This window comes from Pseudomonas sp. YA1 (genome assembly GCF_058680555.1).
On sequence record NZ_JBZWBG010000001.1, the window covers coordinates 1 to 18691 of the forward strand.

Sequence of the window (18691 nt, forward strand, 5' to 3'; positions counted from 1 at the left end):
TCGGCAGCGGCTGAGCAAGAGTAACGTGGCTTGCTCCTCCAATGGATTGGAAAGGAACTGCCCACCCGGAACAGGGAACGATCCATGCGTCAAAGAGACCTGAAATTCACCTTCGTCGTCGGCGAAGGGAAACTCGCGTTCGATGTCGTCGAGTTCGAACTGGAAGAAGCGCTCTGCGAGCCTTTCCGCCTGAACCTGAAGCTGGCCAGCGACAAGAACGCCATCGATTTCAAGCAGGTACTCGACCAGCCGGGCACCTTCACCCTCTGGCAGGACGGCCATCCGGCCCGCTACGTCCATGGCATCGTCAGCCACTTCACCCAGGGCAGCTCGGGTTTTCGCCGGACCCGCTACGAACTGCTGCTGGAACCGCAGTTGGCGCGCCTGGAGCTGTGCTGCAACTGGCGGATATTCCAGGAGAAGAGTGTTCCGGAGATTCTCCAGGCGCTGCTCAAGGAGCACCAGGTGCTCGACTACGAACAGCGTATCTACCACGAGCACCTGCCACGCGAATACTGCGTGCAGGCCGGCGACAGCGATCACTACCTGCACGACCGGCTGGCCTTCGAGGAAGGCCTGGTCTACTACTTCCGCTTCGACGAACACCGCCACACCCTGGTCTGCAGCGACCGGCTCTACGTCCAGGAGCGTATCGCCGGCGGCCCGGTACTGTTCAGCGCCCAGCCGGAGGGCGACAACCCGCAGCCGGTGCTTCATTCTTTCCGCTACAGCGAAAATGTTCGTACGGCTCGACAGACCCAGCGGGACTACAGCTTCAAGCGCCCGACCTACGACCAGGAGCATCATCTCGCTGGCGAGGCGCTCGAGCATCAGGACTCGTCCTACGAGCGCTACGACTACCCCGGTCGCTACAAGCGGAGCGGCGCGGGCCGGCCTTTCAGCGAAAGCCGCCTCAGAGGACATCGGCGCGATGCACGGGTGGCATCGGTCAGCGGCGACGACCCGCGGCTGATCCCGGGCCACGCCTTTGCCCTGGAAGGTCATCCGCGTGCCGACTTCAACGCCTGGTGGCGGCCGGTGCGGGTGGTCCATCGCGGCACCCAGTATGCCGGCCAGGAGGAAGAGTCCGCCGAAGCCCCTCTGGGGGTGAGCTACGACCTGCGCGCCGAACTGGTACCCGAGGACGTCGAATGGCGTCCCGCACCGCTGCCTCGGCCGCGTATCGATGGTCCGCAGATCGCGACGGTAGTCGGCCCGGCAGGGGAAGAGATCCATTGCGACGAGTGGGGACGGGTGAAGGTCCAGTTCCCCTGGGATCGCGAGGGACGTCACGATGAATTCAGTACCTGCTGGATACGGGTCGCGCAGAACTGGGCAGGTGCCGACTGGGGGCACATGGCGATCCCGCGGATTGGCCAGGAGGTGATCGTCGATTACCTGGACGGCGACTGCGACCAGCCGATCGTCACCGGGCGCACCTACCGGGCGACCAACCGACCGCCCTACGCGCTGCCCGACCACAAGATCCTCAGCACCATCAAGAGCAAGGAGTACAAGGGCAGTCGGGCCAACGAGCTGCGCATCGACGACACCACGGCGCAGATCAGTGCGGCGCTGATGAGCGACCACGGTGCCAGCGCGCTGCACCTGGGCTACCTGACCCATCCTCGGCCCGAAGGCGGCAAGCCGCGCGGCGAGGGCTTCGAACTGCGCACAGACGAACATGGCGCGGTGCGTGCGGCCAGGGGCCTGCTGCTGAGCACCGAGGAGCAGCTCAGGGCCGGCGCCGGCCATCTCGACCGAGGCGTCGTGGTGCAGGTGCTGGAGGCGGCGCTGGAGCTGGCCCGCGAGCTGGGCACCTACGCCGGGGAGCACCAGGGCGTGGGGCACGACGCGGCGCCGCAGCAAACCCTCCAGGAAGCCGTGCGCGACCTCGGCCACGGCGCCAACGACGAGTCCGGCAAGAGCAACGGAGGCAAGCCGGCGATCGCCTTGAGCGGTCCGGCAGGGATCGCCGCGGCGACGCCGGCGAGCCTGACCCTGGCCGCCGGCGAGCACGTCGACAGCGTGGCCCGGCAGAACCAGCAGGTGACCGCCGGGCAGAAGGTGGTGATCAACGCCGGCAGCGACATCGGCCTGTTCGCCCAGGGCGGCGAGCTGCGCCAGATCACCCACCAGGGGCCGATGCTGCTGCAGGCGCAGAAGAACGACATCCGCCTGGAAGCCGAGCAGAGCGTGGAGGTCAGCGCCAGCCAGCAGCACGTGCTGGTCACCGCGAAGGAGCACATCACCCTGATGTGCGGCGGCGCCTACCTGACCCTCAAGGGCGGCAACATCGAGCTGGGCATGCCCGGCAACTTCGTGGTCAAGGCGGCGAAGCACAGTCATGTCGGCGCGGCCAGCCTGGAAGCCGAGCTGCCGCAGTTCGAGGTGGGCGAGACGCAGCGGCGGTTCGTCCTCAAGCAACTGGACGGGCAGACGGCCATGCCCAACGTGCCCTATACCATCACCATGGCCAACGGCGAGGTCATCGAGGGCGTCACCGACGCCGAAGGCGCCACCCAGCTGCTGCAGAAGGATGCGATGAACATCGCCAAGGTCGATATGAAACACACGAAATCGCCCGCCTCCGCAGTTGCCGGGATAGCAGCGGCGGTTGGCGCGGCGGTTGCAGTCGGCAAGCTCCTGAGTGGCCCCGACGCCGAGGCCGGACGTGCTCTCAGCGAAGGGGAAATCAGCCTGGCGAAAGACGTATTCGGCGACTCCATCGACTATTCCACGGTCCGCCTGCGCGACGAGGACTATGTCCCCTGGCAGGGCAAGGACTACGTGATGGCGCCGAACGGCCACATCTACTTCGGCGAGGAGTTGCGCGGCGTGGCGGACTGGAGCCTGGAGAGCCTGCAGCGCCAGGGCCTGTTCATCCACGAAATGACCCATGTCTGGCAGCACCAGCATGGCGTCAACGTCCTTCTGGTGGGGGCCTACCAGCAAGCCAGGCAGTTTCTCCTAGGCGACCAGTACGCCTACCGGTTGGAGCCGGGAAAGACGTTGAAGGACTACAACATCGAACAGCAGGGAGACATCGTTCGAGATTATTTCCTCGAGAAGAACGAGTTCGGGGAAGCCTCTGCGAACAGCAGGTTCGCTGGCGTACTGAAAAACTTCCCAACGGGATACTGACCAATGAAATGCAAGACCTTGCTCATTGCCTGCCTGTTCGGCCTGGGAAGCGTCCAGGCCCTGGCCGTTTCCAAACTGCCACCGCAGATCCCGGTGCACGCCGGCTCCGGGCGCGTGACACTGGATCTACGCCCCTTGCTGGCGGAAACCAACGACGTCGAGATCACCCGTGTTTCGGTATGTCGGCGGGTCGGCAGCCATTGCCAGGAAACGCTGTGGCGGATCGAGCTCCCGCCCGGGTGGCGTGCCGGGGAGATCGAGGTCTTCGGCGACTATCCCGGCTCCAGCGTGCTCCTGCGCCGGCCGGAGCGCTTGCAGCCAGATGGGAGCTACAACGCATTCATTCATTTCAACGAGCGTAGCCGTCGGCACCGGCAAACGGTTTCCAGCATTGCCGTCGAATTCTGCCTGGCCGGCGAACCTGGCAACTGGATGCTGCTCGACGAAGCGACCTGCCTGGCACGACGCAACGCCGAGGAGCGGCAAGGAGAGAAGCCATGAACGATAGGGTTCGGTCGAGGACGATCGTCTCTGCCCAGTCCATCACCTTGCCCAAGGGCGGCGACGTGCACCTGGTGCCGCCTCCGCCCAAGCCTTGCGTGACCATCGTGGTGCATGGCGTCAACGATCTCGCGGGTTGCTACGAACGGATCGAGCGAGGGCTCTGCCAGGGGCTCAACGAACGCCTGGACATGCCGCCGACCTTGCCCGGCGGGCAGGCCAATCCCGGCTACCTGACGCCGGCGGGCTACAGCCTGCCGGCGGACGACGAAGGCAAGGCGGAGAACCCCGACGCCGTCTACTACCGGCGCAAGTTCGCCAGTGGCGCCGGCGGGGCCGCCGTACGCAGCGTAGTCGTACCTTTCTACTGGGGCTTCCGCGAGGAAGAGCAATACATCAACAAGACCGCGGCCCACGGCGAATGGCTGGACCGCAACGGCAACCGGCTGGACAAGTCCGGCACCAAGGAAGGCGGGCAGTTCGTCAATGCCACCACCAACCTGCCGGACATGTGGGGCCAGGGTTTCAACGGCAAGCTGTTCGGTTTCATCTCGCTGGACTGGTTCGGCGGCACCATGACCCATCCGCTGTTTTCGGCGGCAGGGCGCAAGTACATGGTCCTTGCGGCCATGCGCCTGGCCATGTTGATCAAGATCATCCGCAAGCGTTACCCCGACGACACCATCAATGTCGTCGGGCACAGCCAGGGCACCCTGTTGACCCTGCTGGCACATGCCTTCCTCAAGGATGACGGCGTGGAGCCGGCGGACGGGGTGATCATGCTCAACTCACCCTACGGCCTGTTCGAACCCCTCAACGAGAAGCTCCAGGGCTGGAGCAGCCAGCAGACCAGAGAGGCGCGGCTGGCCACGCTCAAAGGTATCCTCGAGTTTATCTGCGGCCGACGCCATCCGTTCCCCGCGCTGAGCAGCGTCGCGTTGCGCAACTGCCAAGGCTACGGCGCGATAGGCGGCCCCGGCTGGGTGGGTGGCCAGGGCTGCCAGACGACCATCGACGGGGAACGGCTCAGCTTCGATGAGCGCGACAATCGCGGCAGTGTCTACCTGTATTTCACGCCCCAGGACCAGACGGTGGGACTTGCCAACGTCCAGGGTATCGGCTGGCGCGGCATTGCTGAGCAGGTCAAGGGGCTCCCGGGAAGGACCGGGCTACCGCAGGGTTTTCACCAGCGCATCTTCACCGTACGCAAGCGCAATGGCGAGAAGGAAAAGATCGGCGGGCACGCCCCTCCCCATGTCTATCCTCTTCTGCTGGCCGGCGAGAAGACCTGGGAAGACACCGGGCTGGGCGGCAAGGACAGATTCGGCCGGGCGAACTTCGACCAGGGCGACAGCGTGCTGCTGACCGCGCCGCGTCTGCCGTTGCCGACGGAAGCGCGATTCGATTTCGACGGAGCCGTCACGGCGCCGGGAGAGAACTCCGCCAGCGGCGTCTATCAGGTGCGCGATACCCTCGATCCGATCGACGCCGCCATCGGCGTAAGCAACGGCGGCTGGAAGGAAAAGGACAGCGGGCACGCCGTCGCGCAACAGGTGGACACCGCGCTGGCGTACCGCTACGGGCGCGACACGCGCAGCGTGGAGAGGGCGTTGAACGAAGGCAAGGAACTGGCCCGGCAGACCCATGTGTTTTCCGCTCGTGAACTGGGCACCGGCATGGTTCTGGTCACCCGCGCGGAAACTCCCTACGAGGCCCGGCTGCGCCTGCAGACGGCGGAGGGCCATCTGGAGCCCTTGTCGTTCCACTCGGCCATACCCAACAACCCGGAGCATAACCGGCGGGTACTGGCCTATGACCTGGCCATCGGGGCCGGGGACAGCGTGGATGATGTGGTTTTCTATCAGTATCTGTGTCGGGTGGCGGATTGGCGGTTGGATTGGAAGGCTAAGGACAAGGGGCTAAATGGCCAAGCAAATGACGAAATACATATTCCGAGCGAAGAGGTGCAAGCCTTGTATCACGCGGAAGAGCCTAAAAATAGCGAGCTAATAGACGCCACTGTAGTCTACCGCAAGAGTGGCAAACTCCCTGTGACAGTAGGAGACAGCCTGCCTTCCTTGGTGGCGACACAAACCATCGAAGACCGCTATTACAGCCGGCCGGTGCGTTTTGGAGGAGCGAGCTGATGCGTTTGACGTTCTCAACACTCTCTCTCGTCGGTTTGCTTTTGAGCAGTTCTGCTGGGTATGCCGCCGAGTCACTTTTGTCTTCGATGCGTTGTTTCGTTAATCCAGCGACGTCCGTTACCGCTTACACCCCGGCCAAGGAGGCCGCCATGTCCGCTGATGCTTATCACGCTCCGAAAACTTCGCCGCGCCTGGAAACCCTGGATGTGCTCAGCATAGGCATGAGCCTGGATGTGTTTCGCCAGGGCCAGGTATGGAAGGCCTTGCAGGAGCAGAATGCGGTGCAGGCCGAGGCCTTGCATGTCGGCAGCATCCTGCCGATGGATCCGAAGAAGTATCCGACGTCTGCGGATGACAAGGATATGGCGTATGAAAAGCGCCAAGCGGACGCCCTGGAACTGGGGCTGAAAAACTTTCTGGAGAAATGGCCGATACCAACGGTGACGGTGGTGCGTAGTTGGGATCCGAGCACTCCTAACCTACGCTTCACTCCGGAGGAGACGCGGGAAAGCCTGTCAGTAAAAGTCAATGATCTCCGTGTTCCGGCTGGACTGCATTGGCATCGGATTGCCAATTTGCAGGATGGCATTATCTGTAACGATACGCCTGAAGGAGTACTGGAGGCGTTGTTCAGTTTGTTCGAACGCAACCCAGACTTGCCAGCAGTGTTGGTGTACGCCAACGAAGGCTTCAATATGGCCGGTTCCTTATCGAGTCGGGATGTACCTTTAAAATCATTAGGGGGAGGTTCTGGCCCACGTGTGCCGGGGACCTTGACAGACACCATGGTCGCCCTGATCGTCGGCCGCCCCGAGCGGGTCGACTGGCTACGCCAGTTCGCCCCCTACACCAAGGTCAACGAAAACCGGATCGACCCCGAGTTCCGTGGCTGGGGCTGGCGCAAGCCACCGGTTGAGTTCCGCCCCACGCCGTTCATTCCCCAGCCCTGGACCGAGCGGGCTCTGGAGCAGTGGGATGCGTTGCCGGTGCTGGCCAGGCTGCATCGACCGGTGAGTGTGCCGCTGACCCGCCCTGATACCGGCGAACGGCTCAAGCGCGAAGCTCTCACCGCACAACTGGCCGCTGCCTGGAAGACTGCCAGTGCCGGGCTCAGGCCGGCGCCCGCCCGGCTGTTCTACGACGGCGGGTTGAACGCCACGCCGCTGGCCGAACTCACCCCGGCTCTGGGCGCCGCGCAGAGTTCGCTGGACCTGCTGGACTCGCGGGAAAGCTACGACCTGACCCAGCGCCTGGGCGACACCGGCGCGGCCTCGCCCTTCGTTGGTATCGCCCTGGCGACCATGGCCAGCTACCTCAACGGCGACAGCAGCATGGTGATGCCGTTGCGGCGCAAGGACCAGGCGACCCTGATCGGCATCAGCTCGCCGACGCCTGGGAAGAAGCCCGCTCACGACCCGTTCGGCGTCGACCTGCTGCCGCAGACCGCCAGCGGCGACGGTCCGCCGCCATCGGCCGACCCGGTGGCGCCCGCCAGTCGGCTCACGACCCGGTTGCCGCCCGGCGAAGACTATGCCCTGGAAGAGTTCCTGAGCAGCCTCAAACCCAGCACCGACTGGCAGGACGATTTGTAGGTCGATGGTGTCCCGCGCCAGATGGAGTTTTCGTCAGATGACAAGGACAGGTGACCTGCCCCCCGATTTCAGTAACACGTCAAACTTAGTAGAGTCCGTTTTCCGAGCAGGAGACGGCAGTGAAAAAGCGTTTTACCGAAGAGCAGATTCTCGACTTCCTCAAGCAGGCGGAGGCCGGTGTGCCGGTGAAGGAACTGTGTCGCCGACACGGCTTCAGTGATGCCTCGTTCTACACCTGGCGGGCCAAGTTTGGCGGTATGACCGTGGCGGACGCCAAACGGTTGAAGGATCTTGAACTGGAAAACAGCCGATTGAAGAAGTTGCTCGCCGAGGCCCACCTCGACATCGAGTCGCTGAAAGTGGTCGCCCGGGGAAAAGGGTAAGCCCGACAGCACGGCGGGAGGCGGTGCAGGAGATGCAGGCGCGAACCGGCATCTCCGAGCGTCGTGCCTGTCAGTTGATCGGGCTGTCCCGCTCGGTGTTGCGCTACCAGCCGCGAGCCAGTGTGCAAAACGAGCTGCAAGCCCAACTGGTGGAACTGGCCCAAGAGCGCCGGCGCTTTGGCTATCGCCGCCTGCACATCCTGCTGCGGCGTGCTGGCGTGCAGGTCAACCACAAGCGGATCTATCGCCTGTACCGCGCTGCCGGCTTGATGGTGAAACGGCGGCGCCGCCGCCATGGCGTCGCGGTGGAGCGCGAACGTCTGAGTTTGCCGAGCGCACCAAACCAGGTCTGGTCGATGGACTTCGTCTTCGATGCACTGAGCACCGGGCGGCGGATCAAATGCCTGACGGTGGTCGATGACTTCACCAAGGAGTCGGTCGGCATCCTGGTGGAGCACGGTATCAGCGGCTTTCGCGTCACACGGGCGCTGGACGAGATGGCGCGGTTTCGCGGCTACCCGAAAGCGAGCCGCACCGACCAAGGGCCCGAGTTCACCGGCAAGGCACTCGATCAATGGGCCTATCAGCGCGACATCAAGCTGAAGCTGATTCAGCCTGGTAAGCCCACGCAGAATGCCTTCATCGAGTCGTTCAACGGTAAGTTCCGGGACGAATGCCTCAATGAGCACTGGTTCTGTTCGCTGGCCGAAGCGAGAATCCGCATCGCGGCCTGGCGGCGGGATTACAACGAACACCGACCGCACAGCGCGATTGGCAATCTCACCCCGGCAGAATTTGCTGCAAGTTGGCGAACTCGCCAGCAGCAGCTGAAGCAGGAAAAATTAATATCAACCCCAGGGCCTACTAACTAGGCAACGGTACTAAAACTGGGGGCAGTTCATTGCGACAGTGGATGCGCTGCGGCCCTCAAAGTAACGCTGCCGCAGATATTGCAACCAATGCGAAAGAGTCATCCCGGCCGATGGGAAGGCCGACCAAGAAATCGCAGGTGGAGGGGCGGAAATGACTAGGGATGCCGATGCTGATGAAGCGTCCGGGGCAGAGGGCATGAAGCTCGACCCCCATTGGTTTCACGTTTTCAAGTCTATGGTGGACAACGATCTGAGAACGCTTGGCCCGTACGCCTTCGCTGTGTACTGCGTGATCAAGTCGCACTGTAGGCTCGAGACTGGCTTGGCTGAGCCTGGCATCGAAACAATCGCAAAGAAGGCGGGGATAAGTGCCCGGCAGGTGATGCGTGAGCTGAAAACGCTCCAAGAGCATGGCTACGTTAGAAAGGTCCGGGTGCGGAAGCACAACGGCTATCACCTTCAAGAGCGTCTTTCTGTGTTCGACCCACTGGGCGAGAAAAGGGCGGTGGTCAAGCTGGAGTACCAGCCTGCCAAGATTCAAGAGCTGGTGAAGGGGCTCAAAGAGATGCTGCGCACCCAGCAATTTGCGGGGGCCACCATTCACATCGAGAAGGTGCAGGTTATCCAGTGCGAGAACAACATCGACATCCAAGTCGGGGGGCGGGAAGCGCTACAGCAGTTGTCCCAGAGCAGCCCGACTTTACATCGCGCACTCACGTCGCTCAGGGAAACCATAAATCGGTCTCAACGCGAGTAGCTCATGTGACGGACTGTCATCTGACAGTGAGTCATGGCAGAGAGCAACTCAGGTGACTACCTGACAGGTAACTCGCCTTTACAGGTGCCAAAGAGTCACCCAAACAAGAAGAGAAATTTAAAGATTCGTAAGGGGCCACGCAGGCTCGTCCGGAGCGCATGTCTGCCTTCTGCCGCCAATGCAAAGCCTTGCCGTCAGCAGGCAGATCTACTTACGGGGCTTGTGGAATGCGGGAGGACCTAGTCGACGCCGTTTAGGCGTGCCCTCTCGTTTCCGCATCGCCTCGCGGAGTCGCTCAGCATCCGCTTCGATGACCTCGGGCGGGGCCTCTCTGAGGATTTGGAGCAGGCGCTCACGATTCAGCCGCTTGGTTTCCAAGATCTCTTCGAAGCTGCTATCGGATCCACGGTACGGACGCATCGGAACATCCCTCGGGAGGTGCACGATTGAACACTAACATCCATCCCAAAACTACGCAGCGCAAAGTCCTCAAATCATTCCTCGGTCCATTCCTAAAAGCGTTCCGCAAAGCGCTCCAGCTGTTATGTCTGCGGCCATGCTCTCGCATAAAAGGATTGGTTCAGCTTTCCGTGCGGGCCGTGTTCGTAATTTTGGTCCGGGTAGTTCCACAGACTGTTCGCTGGGTTATGCACTCCGGCGGTAAATATCGGCAGGACAAGGTAGGGTTTGCTATACCGCCATGGATGGCCGATCACAACCGGCAAGCTCCAGTCGTTACACTTCCTTTGCTTGACCTACCACCTCTGCTCAGGGCAAGCCCCGAGACCCCGAAAGCCACAGCTGAGCTCAAAAGATGAGCAGCAGTGAGCAGCGTCGCCGCACGGGTTGGTTGTCAGCAGTTCGGTGCTTCGACGAAGAAGAGCTTTTGGTTCGAGAGAAGGCCCATGACTGCGGGATGAGCACTGACCAGTTCATGCTATCTGCCGCCTTGCAGCGGCAGACCCGAAGCCGAATTGACTCCCATATCATCAATGAGCTGCGGCGCCTTGGTGGGCTACAAAAGCACCTGTTCAGCCAAGGTGGAGGCTCTCTTTCCAGAGAGTACGCGAACGTACTGGTAGAAATAGCCGAGGCGATCAAGCGGATTGGTGCTTAAACATGTTTCAGTTGCGCACATAGAAGAGAGGCGTCTGCGAGACTCGTGTGCAAGCGCTCGAACCGCGATTGGCCGGTAGTATCAACAAGGATTGGTGGCAGAACGATGCAATATTGGTGGGTGAACCACAATAAGACTGCACGGCAGGAGCTGGATGGAGGCTATCTTTGGTCGCCACTGCGTGAGGCCAATGGCGCGCGAAGCCAGTTTTACGAAAACATGCGAGCCGCCAAGCCTGGTGACGCTGTGCTCTCCTTTTCTGGTGGATTTATTCGCCATGTTGGGTTTGCCTTAGATTTCGCAAGCCCGGCGCCGAAGCCTGACAGTTTTGGCTCTGCTGGAGAGAATTGGTCTAGCAGTGGTTGGTTGTTGCCGGTCGAGTGGAGGGCATTGGTCACGCCCGTTCGCCCCAAGGACCGAATCGCAGAACTGGGGCCGATGATGCCCCAAAAGTATTCGCCGATTCATCCTATTACGGGAAACGGTAATCAGAAGGCGTATCTCGCTGAAGTCGGGCAGGCGGTGTTCGAGCTGCTAGTTGGCCTATCCGACGCCACAGAGATACCTGCGGCGATGGAGCATCGCGCCGCCATTTCGGAGCTGAAGCGCATCGATGATGCTATAGAGACCCAGATCGCCGCAGATCCAGATTTGGACTCTACAACTAAGCAGCAGCTTATCCTCGCACGCTACGGCCAAGGCTTGTTTCGAGCTCGTGTATCGGAGCTTGAAAAGGCATGTAGATTGACAGGCGTTGAAACTCCGCGGCTACTGATCGCCAGTCACATAAAGCCGTGGCGACTATGCAGCAGCGCTGCCGAACGCTTGGATGGTGCTAACGGCCTACTTCTTGCCCCTCACGTTGACCGCCTATTTGACCGAGGCTTGATCAGTTTTAGTGATCATGGCGAAGTCATCGTCTCACCGCGCCTCGACCGTCTAGACCTCAAACGCCTGGGGCTACAGGAGGCGTGTGAGAAAGGTTGCGCCCCTTTTCACCCGTGTCAGGCCGCTTATCTAGGCTTTCATCGGGACAAGGTTCTTTTGTCCTGACGTCCACAAAAAAGCTCGATAAAACCCTATAGACATTTCCGATAAATCTCGATAGTGTTTATTTTATGAGCAAATCTACTGATGACATCGACCACTTAAAGGCCCAGGAAGCCGACCTTGAGCGCCGGCTTAACGAGGTGCGAGAGCGCCGTGCCGAACTTGAGAAGCTCATGCGGCCCCGCGGTGAGAAAAAAGCGCGGCCACTGCGCGATATCACGCTGGATATGCTTCAGGAGGCAAATTGCCCGCTCAACTCCCTACTGCTGGCGAGTGTGATTCGCCCGCTGCATGGTCGGAGTATTCCCTCAACTCGCTTCGGCACATTGTCGAACGACGAGGCCAGTTCCTTCGACTCATCTCGGGCGCGCCCGGTCTATCTCTGTCACTGCCTAACCTATGATCAAGGGCAAGCGGTAAAGCGGTTCTGGGCCCGTTCTGATTGGCCTTTAGCAGATCGCATCATGGGCCCAATGACTGGGCGCATTCTGTTTTTGAAGGGGGCGGCTTGGACGATAAATCTGGCCCGCCTGGTTAGTGAGGGGCAAATCGCCGCTGACAACCCGGATACATTGCAATATGTGGCGGCGGATCAGGCGCGTGATGCTGGCTTTCCCGTCCAGCGCACAAAATTCCTCTATGACGAGTGGCTGGCGGTGATTGCTGCAGCCCTCGACAAACATGAGGCCGAGGACCGCACCCTGCGTGAGGCCGCGGCGATGGAGCTGGAGCAGCAGCTATCAGAGCGAGATCAGTTGTTCGGCTCTCGCACCGGGTTGGTTTCCTTACCCGGCTCAAGGAGATCCTGGCGGAGCACAAACGATGACCGTTAAAGGAAGTACTGCGCTTGTCCGGCTTGCCGGCAACCCATCCTGCGAGATCCTTGGTGCCATGGTGATGCAGGAGGGATCGGAAAAGCGATTCTACGAGCGGATTGTTGGTAAGCCGTATGATCGTGAGTTTGGTGAGCGCCAATCTTCCAAACGGCGTGGTACACAGTTTGAGCGGAACGTCTTTGCAGGCGATGCTAGGCTGCTACGCGAAGCTTTTTCTCCCTTTCTCGGTATTGATGCTGACGAGATTATCGTCAGGAACTTGTTTGACGATTACCCAGGTACTAAAGACGACTCTCGAGTGGCGCGTTTACGCATTACTCGAGGAATTTTGGCCGATGCGGTTGCGGGGCGACCGGTACCGCACATTATCGTCCAGCCACAACTGCTGCTTCCAACCCGTCCAGGTCCTCGTCCGTATTTCTTCATTGCGCCCGATGTGCTGGTGCGATCGCCCGTTGATGGTGTCTATCTTCCGGGCGATTTGAAATCATTCATCGTCCGTGAAAACGAGGTCGCTAAAGGTGATCTGGCCCGGGTTCGCTTGCAGCTTGGTGCCCAAGTATTAGCACTGATGCATGAGTATCACTGCATCGATCCAAGTATCACCGTTGGATCGAACGGCATGCTTATATTTTCCAGACCCAATGGTCTAAATCCTCACACGCCGCGCGTCGAAGATCTTGGCGGTGCAATTGAAGCAATCCGTATCGGTATCACTGCATTCCTACGGCATCGCCAGCGCATTAATGAACTGCGGGCTGGGGCCGAGCCGTTCACTGTTGCAGCAGATCTCTCCCCGAACTTTCAGGATGCATGCCTAACGACGTGCGTCATGGCGCCATGGTGTCGTCAGCGAGCAGCAGGCCAGGCGTCCGACATGGGGGAGGTCGCCAGCAAAGTCCTCGACAACATGTCGATCCAACACGTCATCGGACTTATGACGGGGACCATCGAGCCTGCAAACGATCATGAGCGGATCGTCGCTATCCGGTTGCGCGAGCTGGCTGCCAAGCACAACACGGAGCAAGTGGCATGAACGCTTTCGACGACACACTTCATCGTGTTATGGCTCGTCATATGAATCGGGCGCTCCCAATACGAACCTCAAGCGGTCTATCGAGCGATCCGGATGTTTCAATAGGTATTGCAACGATCAAGATCGTCACTGAGGAGCAGATTCAGGCCATAGCCTACGGCCCACTCGATGGCGAGCCGGAAGTGATTGTGCGGTTGGATCCGATCGGCCGTGATGTAACCGATCTGGTGCCGTTTGCCAGCTTCATGGACCAAACAGCTGATCGCGCATTAGCGGCGGATGGTGCTCTCCGCGTTTGGATTCCACACTCCGTGACGTTGGAGGCGCTGGACATCCTCGGGCACCGGTACTGGCAGAATCAGGCCGCACCCGATGCGGTTGTGCGTATGGGCAAGATCTGTCGCATCATCGCGCACGAGGCCACATTCCCTGGACAGCAGGTCGTCGCTGACGCCGCTTCTCTTCTCCAAGATCATATTGTTACTGGCCTTGCGCCGATTGAGGAAGGGCACCTTGGCGCTATGCTAGCCTGGCTTGATCCGGCTGTTCGGGATCCACTCACCGAGGCTCGGGAGCGCATTCGACTTCCCGCTTCGGGCATCCTTCCTAATACGCCCGACCAACCCGCCGATGATCGCGTTGACCGTCTCCGTAAAGAGCTCAAACGGGCCGCAGGGCCTCATAAAACCGTTATAGAAAAAGAGATCCAAGATATTCTCCGTCGTTGGGTTCTCCGAGAGTGGCAGCTCCTGGTCGAGGCGCGGCGAGCCTTTCTTGCGCTAGATCTTCCTCCCGTACGCTTGGAAGAGTTACTTGAAGACTCGACCAAGCGTATGAGCTATGCGCTTCAAAACGGCCACTTCCCAGCCCGACAGCCACATAAACTGGCCGCGCTCCTGGCGCAAATGGAAGCAGGATTAGAGAAAGCCGAGTTGGCAGCCCTGGAAGGTGATCCCATCCTGCGGGACCAAGCTACGAGTGCTGGTAAAGTCGTGCTCGGCGTCGTAAGTGATGTGCGCCAGCCGCGCTCTGGCCGAGCCCCCTGCGACATAGACATCGAATCCAACCAAGGGGTTATCCGTCTTCGTCTGGACGACAAGGTCAAGGTGGTGGGCACGACTATAACCGGTGTTGTACGTGGGGTCTTTTCCACTCAGTCCGGTGGTACGCGTGTATCGATCCAAATTACCAATGGGGTTCGCCAGACGAGCAGTCTTAGTGTCGGCGCTAGGTTAGAGGTAATGCGCGCAGGCTATGGGTTCGTGAACCTTCCTGCGCTCCAGCTGGTTAAGCAACGCCAACCTTGGGTCTTCTTCGGTGATGTATCGCCTTGCGTCGCCTCTGGATTGCCTTCAGGTCGCTCTGCGTTGGAGATTGCAGCAGGAATTAGAAAGCCATGACAGCCAGCTTCCAGGCCCTCCAAGAAGACGCAGACCGCGTACTCAATACAGCTATAGAGCATGCGATCTTCGGAGCTGCACCTCTTACTATCATCAAATCCCCTCCTGGTGCAGGGAAGACTTTCCTAGTTGAATGTGCCTCGGCAGTGGCAACCGATAAGCCTGCTATGAGGGTAGTGGTGGTGACGCCTGGTGTAAGTCAGCTTTATGACGTGGTCGATCGCCTTTTGGGCTATAGCCTGCCCCGGCTTGAGCTGGCGCATGCCAAGTTTCGCAGCTTGCCCGACATACTAGCTGACCGCATCACGGCATCGAGTGGATGGGCAGCAACCTTAAATGTTGGGCCGGGAGTAGTTGTAACTAATGCACATCTTCTCGCGAGTTATCTCCACGCACTGGGGCCCGGCACATTCGATTTAATGATCGTCGATGAGGCGTATCAATTGGCTGCGTCGGATTTTATGCCGATATCGGATCTTGCGACGCGAATCATGATGGTGGGCGACCCTGGTCAGCTCAATCCTGTAATTTCCGCCGATACTAGTAACCTTGAGGTCAGCGCACATAAGATTCATTGGTCAGCACCTGCCTACGTGCTAGACCGCTTCCCCGAGACCCCGATATTTGAGCTGCCGGTGACCCGGCGCCTGTTGCCTGATACCTCAAATATGATCCAGGCGTCCTTCTATCCCGATCTGTCATTCCAGTCGATTGTTGATCCCTGCGATCGGCGGCTGCGCTTTGCCGTATCCGGTATGGAGCCGGCTATCGATCAAGCTCTAGATGCTATTGCCCGCGGAGCGAGCCTTGTTGCTATCACTGTTCCCGGAGTTGCGCCCGCTCATGAGGAAGCAGACCTTGCTGTCGCAGCAGTAATGGCAAAAGTGGCGGACCGGCTCTTGGTCAGACAGGCTGAGTGGGCTGGGCAAAGACGTCTAACCGAAGCCGATATCGGCTGCATTGATCCACACGTTATTGCGGGCGGTGCGATTAGCGACCAGCTCCGCCAATGTGGCCGCGGTAAGATTCGTGTCGAAACTGTAGAGCGGTGGCAAGGTCTCCAAACCCCAATCTCAATTGTTCGCCACCCACTTTCGCTAGCGGGTTCGCCGACTGCTTTTGATCTAGAGGCCGGGCGTTGGTGTGTATCACTGTCGCGTCATCAGCTCGGCTGCATAATTGTAGGGCGGGAATCGATTGCCAGCGTCATTCGTGATTACGTTCATAGCTGCGATACCGTGGCCGCAGGGGCGCGGGATGCAACATGGTTGGGCTATAGAGCTCACCGGACGATTTGGAATGCTCTAGCCGAGCAGGGCCGCATTTTTGCGCTCTAACTGCTTAATCTACGAACCACAGCCTCAATGCGATCGGCGGCCGTTTGGATGTCTTCGTGTTCCCACACCCTGATAACAGTCCATCCCGCCTCGATTAGTTTGCAGTCAGTGTCTCGGTCTCGAGCGATATTGGCGTTGATTTTCGCGCGCCACCATTCAGCGTTGCTCTTCGGCCAAGTTCCATGCGCTGGGCAGCCATGCCAGAAACATCCATCCATGAAAACTGCAGTCCTTGAAGTCGGGAAGGCGATGTCGACCGAGCGGCGGCTACTGACTAATACGCGACGATGCAGACGGAAACGCAATCCACGGCGGTGTAGCTCGGATCGCAGGGCACGCTCCCTCGGATTATCCCGTTGTGGCGTCCGAGACATCCGCTGGGATGTTTCTGGCGACGCTGGAGCTGGGAGATCAACCCTTTCCGATATTCTCGGCATGATGTGCGAGGTCAGTACGGAACTTTTCCTCGTAGCGCAAGTTGCTCTTGACGAGCCTAGAGAGAAAGCCTGACGTTGCTTTATTCGATAAAGGCATGACCTTGTGTTTGAGAAACGCGGATAGGTGCTCATTTGGCACCGCAACCGGCCATTCTGAAACGCGCGAACGACTGCGTACGCCCCCCACCCCCCATGCAGCGCTAGGCCAGCTCCCCTCAATAGGTAGATCTTCAGTTTCGCCGATGTCGAACCCAGTGGTGGAGAGAGTCAGTTGTTCGGCGATCCATTTGGCCATCGGCACACTTACTGCGTTGCCAACCATTTTCCATCGTTTGCGCGCCCCACACGGATCTACTTCTGAGACATCCGTCCAGCCAGATGTGAAGCCTTGGAGTCGTTCTGCATCTTCAATTGCAGGAGTGGCTATCAATCGACGTCGTGGGAACCAGATGGCTGGCGGTGAGGGTATATGCAGGCCTGAGCCCCCCTTCAGAGGCGGCACCGAGTCCACAGCCCATCCGAGCCCTGTATTACCTTCTGTCCAGTAAAAGCCGCAAGCATGTGAGCCGCGCGGCCGAGGGGCGGGAGCCTCTGCATCCGAGCCCAATAGGACAGGTCTAGGGTCATGCGTTTTCGAGGCGATAAGAATCACGCGGCGGCGGCGCTGGGGTAAACCAAATGCACGTGCATCGATGGTCCTGTATGCCCAGGAATAGCCCATCCCCTCTAGCTCGCTGGTAATAGAGCGGATTGCACGACCTCGATCCAGGCTCAGCATAAACGGTACGTTTTCAAGTATAACCCAGCGCGGCGGGGTCTTCTGTTTCCTCAACAGGTAGAAGACTGACTCAATCAGCCCAGAGTTTGGACCGGATATGCCTCTTCGACGCCCCACTTGACTTAAATCCTGGCAAGGAAAGCCCGCTGTCAGCACGTCACATTCGGGCAACCCTTTCAAATCGGTGACGTCGGTTGTGATTTCCGTGCTCGGGAAGTGCTTTTTCAGGACGTAACGAGCCAGCGGGTCAAATTCACAAAGCATCGTGCTGTCGTGCCCGGCTTGCCGAAAGCCTTCTTCTAGGCCTCCTATACCAGCGAAGAGACCCGTGACAATTAGCTTCGTTTGCATGGCGGAGCTAGTCGCAACAGCTTTCGCATGCATCGGCTTGGCCAACGCGCCGTTTGACGCCAGAGTATCGAATTGGAGGCTGCGAGCTTCACAAGCATGGGCGCTCGCCGGTGATATGTCCTCAAGCAAATTCATACCTGAACATCCTTAAGCAGCGTGAGGTTCTCGTCGGCCATATCAGCGTTGCAGCCCTTAGCTAAAAACAAGGCCAGAGCCATGAGATGTGCGCAGTCTGCGCGATAAATTATATGGCGACTGTGCCGCTCCGATCGGATGAGTCCCGCCCGAGCGAGAGTCGCCAGATGTACCGACATTGTGTTCTGCGGTACGTTGAGCTGACGAGCCACTTCGCCGGCAGGCAAACCTTGGGGCTCACGGCTAGCCAATAGCTGAAAGGCACTTAGTCTAGTGTCCTGGGCAAGCGCGCTGAGCGAGGCTACAGCTGATTCATTATCCATTTATCCACTTTAATGGATATATAGATATTAAATCAAACGACATGTGATCGTTAATCTTTCAGCACCTTCCCGCTATGCCACATTTTTGCCACACTCGACTAGCTAAAGAAGGGTAAAGCCTACTAACTCTGGCTATCCCAACCTTTTGATTTTCCGGCTATTTTGCGCTAACGTCTTGATCGTAAAGGGTGACTTTTAGGACTCCGAAGGCAGGGGTCGTGGGTTCGAATCCCGCCGGATGCGCCATCTTCCAGAAGCCCGCCTTGTGCGGGCTTTTTGCTTTCAGACCTGCCTCGCCGCCACCCGCTCCGCCGAGCGGCGCCTGTCCCTCGCCACAGAGACCAGAGCAACCGATCCTGTCCTGCCGGGAATGGCACTCAAGGCCGGGGCCAGATGGAGGGTCGATCGGCGGATAGTTCCTCGGGGCTGGCCGTTTCACGTCTATAGTTCTGCATGCTCGGATGCCGTTCCTACCAGGACTCCCACAGGAGCAAC

General features: G+C 59.5%; 15 protein-coding genes. 12 read left to right on the plus strand and 3 right to left on the minus strand.

The window, feature by feature from the left end; translation table 11 throughout:
* Nucleotides 1-84 precede the first annotated feature (84 nt).
* The 12 genes from vgrG2b to AC4OR5_RS00060 all read left to right on the plus strand — a co-directional run bounded on the left by vgrG2b (nt 85) and on the right by AC4OR5_RS00060 (nt 16172).
* Nucleotides 85-3144: a type VI secretion system spike protein VgrG2b gene (gene vgrG2b / locus AC4OR5_RS00005; protein WP_491952820.1), complete on the plus strand. Its 3060-nt coding sequence runs from the start codon at nt 85-87 to the stop codon at nt 3142-3144.
* Nucleotides 3145-3147: 3 nt separating this feature from the next.
* Nucleotides 3148-3645 carry a type VI lipase immunity protein Tli3 gene (tli3, locus tag AC4OR5_RS00010; protein WP_003111943.1) on the plus strand — a complete coding sequence of 166 codons (498 nt, stop codon included), beginning with the start codon at nt 3148-3150 and terminating at the stop codon, nt 3643-3645.
* Nucleotides 3642-5792 carry a type VI lipase effector Tle3 gene (gene tle3, locus AC4OR5_RS00015; RefSeq protein ID WP_058161014.1) on the plus strand — a complete coding sequence of 717 codons (2151 nt, stop codon included), beginning with the start codon at nt 3642-3644 and terminating at the stop codon, nt 5790-5792. The genes tli3 and tle3 overlap by 4 nt, the downstream gene beginning before the upstream one ends.
* Entirely contained in the window at nt 5792-7384 is a 1593-nt protein-coding gene (gene tla3, locus AC4OR5_RS00020; RefSeq protein WP_277424738.1) for a type VI lipase adapter protein Tla3, read from the plus strand. The genes tle3 and tla3 overlap by 1 nt, the downstream gene beginning before the upstream one ends.
* A 119-nt stretch (nt 7385-7503) precedes the next feature.
* Nucleotides 7504-8639, plus strand: a protein-coding gene (locus AC4OR5_RS00025; RefSeq protein ID WP_491952821.1) for an IS3-like element ISPa32 family transposase whose coding sequence is annotated in 2 segments (ribosomal slippage) — nt 7504-7753 and nt 7753-8639 — 1137 coding nt in all. Because the reading frame shifts where the segments join, the coding sequence is not laid out codon by codon here.
* Nucleotides 8640-8790: 151 nt separating this feature from the next.
* Complete coding sequence (locus tag AC4OR5_RS00030) at nt 8791-9396, plus strand: helix-turn-helix domain-containing protein (protein ID WP_058160830.1); 606 nt, start codon at nt 8791-8793, stop codon at nt 9394-9396.
* Between the two features lie 814 nt (nt 9397-10210).
* Nucleotides 10211-10513, plus strand: coding sequence for a plasmid mobilization protein MobA (gene mobA / locus AC4OR5_RS00035; protein ID WP_031693555.1), 303 nt, complete (start codon nt 10211-10213; stop codon nt 10511-10513).
* A 105-nt stretch (nt 10514-10618) separates the two neighbouring features.
* On the plus strand, nt 10619-11566 hold the full coding sequence (locus tag AC4OR5_RS00040) for an HNH endonuclease (RefSeq protein ID WP_023874810.1): 948 nt from the start codon (nt 10619-10621) through the stop codon (nt 11564-11566).
* Nucleotides 11567-11631: 65 nt separating this feature from the next.
* Nucleotides 11632-12396: a hypothetical protein gene (locus tag AC4OR5_RS00045; protein WP_015502179.1), complete on the plus strand. Its 765-nt coding sequence runs from the start codon at nt 11632-11634 to the stop codon at nt 12394-12396.
* Nucleotides 12386-13435 (plus strand): hypothetical protein, encoded by a 1050-nt coding sequence (locus tag AC4OR5_RS00050; RefSeq protein ID WP_023874809.1) that lies wholly within the window; start codon nt 12386-12388, stop codon nt 13433-13435. Before AC4OR5_RS00045 ends, AC4OR5_RS00050 begins: the two co-directional genes overlap by 11 nt.
* The gene (locus AC4OR5_RS00055) at nt 13432-14835 is read left to right on the plus strand and encodes a hypothetical protein (protein WP_023874808.1); all 1404 of its coding nucleotides are present in this window, start codon (nt 13432-13434) and stop codon (nt 14833-14835) included. Before AC4OR5_RS00050 ends, AC4OR5_RS00055 begins: the two co-directional genes overlap by 4 nt.
* A complete protein-coding gene (locus tag AC4OR5_RS00060) occupies nt 14832-16172 on the plus strand; it encodes an AAA domain-containing protein (RefSeq protein WP_015502177.1) in 1341 nt (446 codons plus the stop codon). Before AC4OR5_RS00055 ends, AC4OR5_RS00060 begins: the two co-directional genes overlap by 4 nt.
* Here the strand turns inward: AC4OR5_RS00060 and AC4OR5_RS00065 are convergent.
* From AC4OR5_RS00065 to AC4OR5_RS00075, 3 genes are read right to left on the minus strand one after another with little or no spacing between them, the layout of a single operon-like run.
* Nucleotides 16169-16609, minus strand: a complete 441-nt coding sequence (locus tag AC4OR5_RS00065; RefSeq protein WP_071533833.1) for a very short patch repair endonuclease — start codon at nt 16607-16609, stop codon at nt 16169-16171. The genes AC4OR5_RS00060 and AC4OR5_RS00065 overlap by 4 nt on opposite strands.
* On the minus strand, nt 16584-17873 hold the full coding sequence (locus AC4OR5_RS00070) for a DNA cytosine methyltransferase (protein ID WP_224791571.1): 1290 nt from the start codon (nt 17871-17873) through the stop codon (nt 16584-16586). The genes AC4OR5_RS00065 and AC4OR5_RS00070 overlap by 26 nt, the downstream gene beginning before the upstream one ends.
* Nucleotides 17870-18196: an ArsR/SmtB family transcription factor gene (locus tag AC4OR5_RS00075; RefSeq protein ID WP_015502174.1), complete on the minus strand. Its 327-nt coding sequence runs from the start codon at nt 18194-18196 to the stop codon at nt 17870-17872. The genes AC4OR5_RS00070 and AC4OR5_RS00075 overlap by 4 nt, the downstream gene beginning before the upstream one ends.
* Nucleotides 18197-18691: the final 495 nt, after the last annotated feature.

What these genes read in the sequence shown, in the direction of transcription:
- vgrG2b (WP_491952820.1), top strand. Translation starts at nt 85, where the DNA reads ATGCGTCAAAGAGACCTGAAATTCACCTTCGTCGTCGGCGAAGGGAAA.
- tli3 (WP_003111943.1), top strand. Translation starts at nt 3,148, where the DNA reads ATGAAATGCAAGACCTTGCTCATTGCCTGCCTGTTCGGCCTGGGAAGC.
- tle3 (WP_058161014.1), top strand. Translation starts at nt 3,642, where the DNA reads ATGAACGATAGGGTTCGGTCGAGGACGATCGTCTCTGCCCAGTCCATC.
- tla3 (WP_277424738.1), top strand. Translation starts at nt 5,792, where the DNA reads ATGCGTTTGACGTTCTCAACACTCTCTCTCGTCGGTTTGCTTTTGAGC.
- AC4OR5_RS00030 (WP_058160830.1), top strand. Translation starts at nt 8,791, where the DNA reads ATGACTAGGGATGCCGATGCTGATGAAGCGTCCGGGGCAGAGGGCATG.
- mobA (WP_031693555.1), top strand. Translation starts at nt 10,211, where the DNA reads ATGAGCAGCAGTGAGCAGCGTCGCCGCACGGGTTGGTTGTCAGCAGTT.
- AC4OR5_RS00040 (WP_023874810.1), top strand. Translation starts at nt 10,619, where the DNA reads ATGCAATATTGGTGGGTGAACCACAATAAGACTGCACGGCAGGAGCTG.
- AC4OR5_RS00045 (WP_015502179.1), top strand. Translation starts at nt 11,632, where the DNA reads ATGAGCAAATCTACTGATGACATCGACCACTTAAAGGCCCAGGAAGCC.
- AC4OR5_RS00050 (WP_023874809.1), top strand. Translation starts at nt 12,386, where the DNA reads ATGACCGTTAAAGGAAGTACTGCGCTTGTCCGGCTTGCCGGCAACCCA.
- AC4OR5_RS00055 (WP_023874808.1), top strand. Translation starts at nt 13,432, where the DNA reads ATGAACGCTTTCGACGACACACTTCATCGTGTTATGGCTCGTCATATG.
- AC4OR5_RS00060 (WP_015502177.1), top strand. Translation starts at nt 14,832, where the DNA reads ATGACAGCCAGCTTCCAGGCCCTCCAAGAAGACGCAGACCGCGTACTC.
- AC4OR5_RS00065 (WP_071533833.1), bottom strand. Translation starts at nt 16,609, where the DNA reads ATGCCGAGAATATCGGAAAGGGTTGATCTCCCAGCTCCAGCGTCGCCA.
- AC4OR5_RS00070 (WP_224791571.1), bottom strand. Translation starts at nt 17,873, where the DNA reads ATGAATTTGCTTGAGGACATATCACCGGCGAGCGCCCATGCTTGTGAA.
- AC4OR5_RS00075 (WP_015502174.1), bottom strand. Translation starts at nt 18,196, where the DNA reads ATGGATAATGAATCAGCTGTAGCCTCGCTCAGCGCGCTTGCCCAGGAC.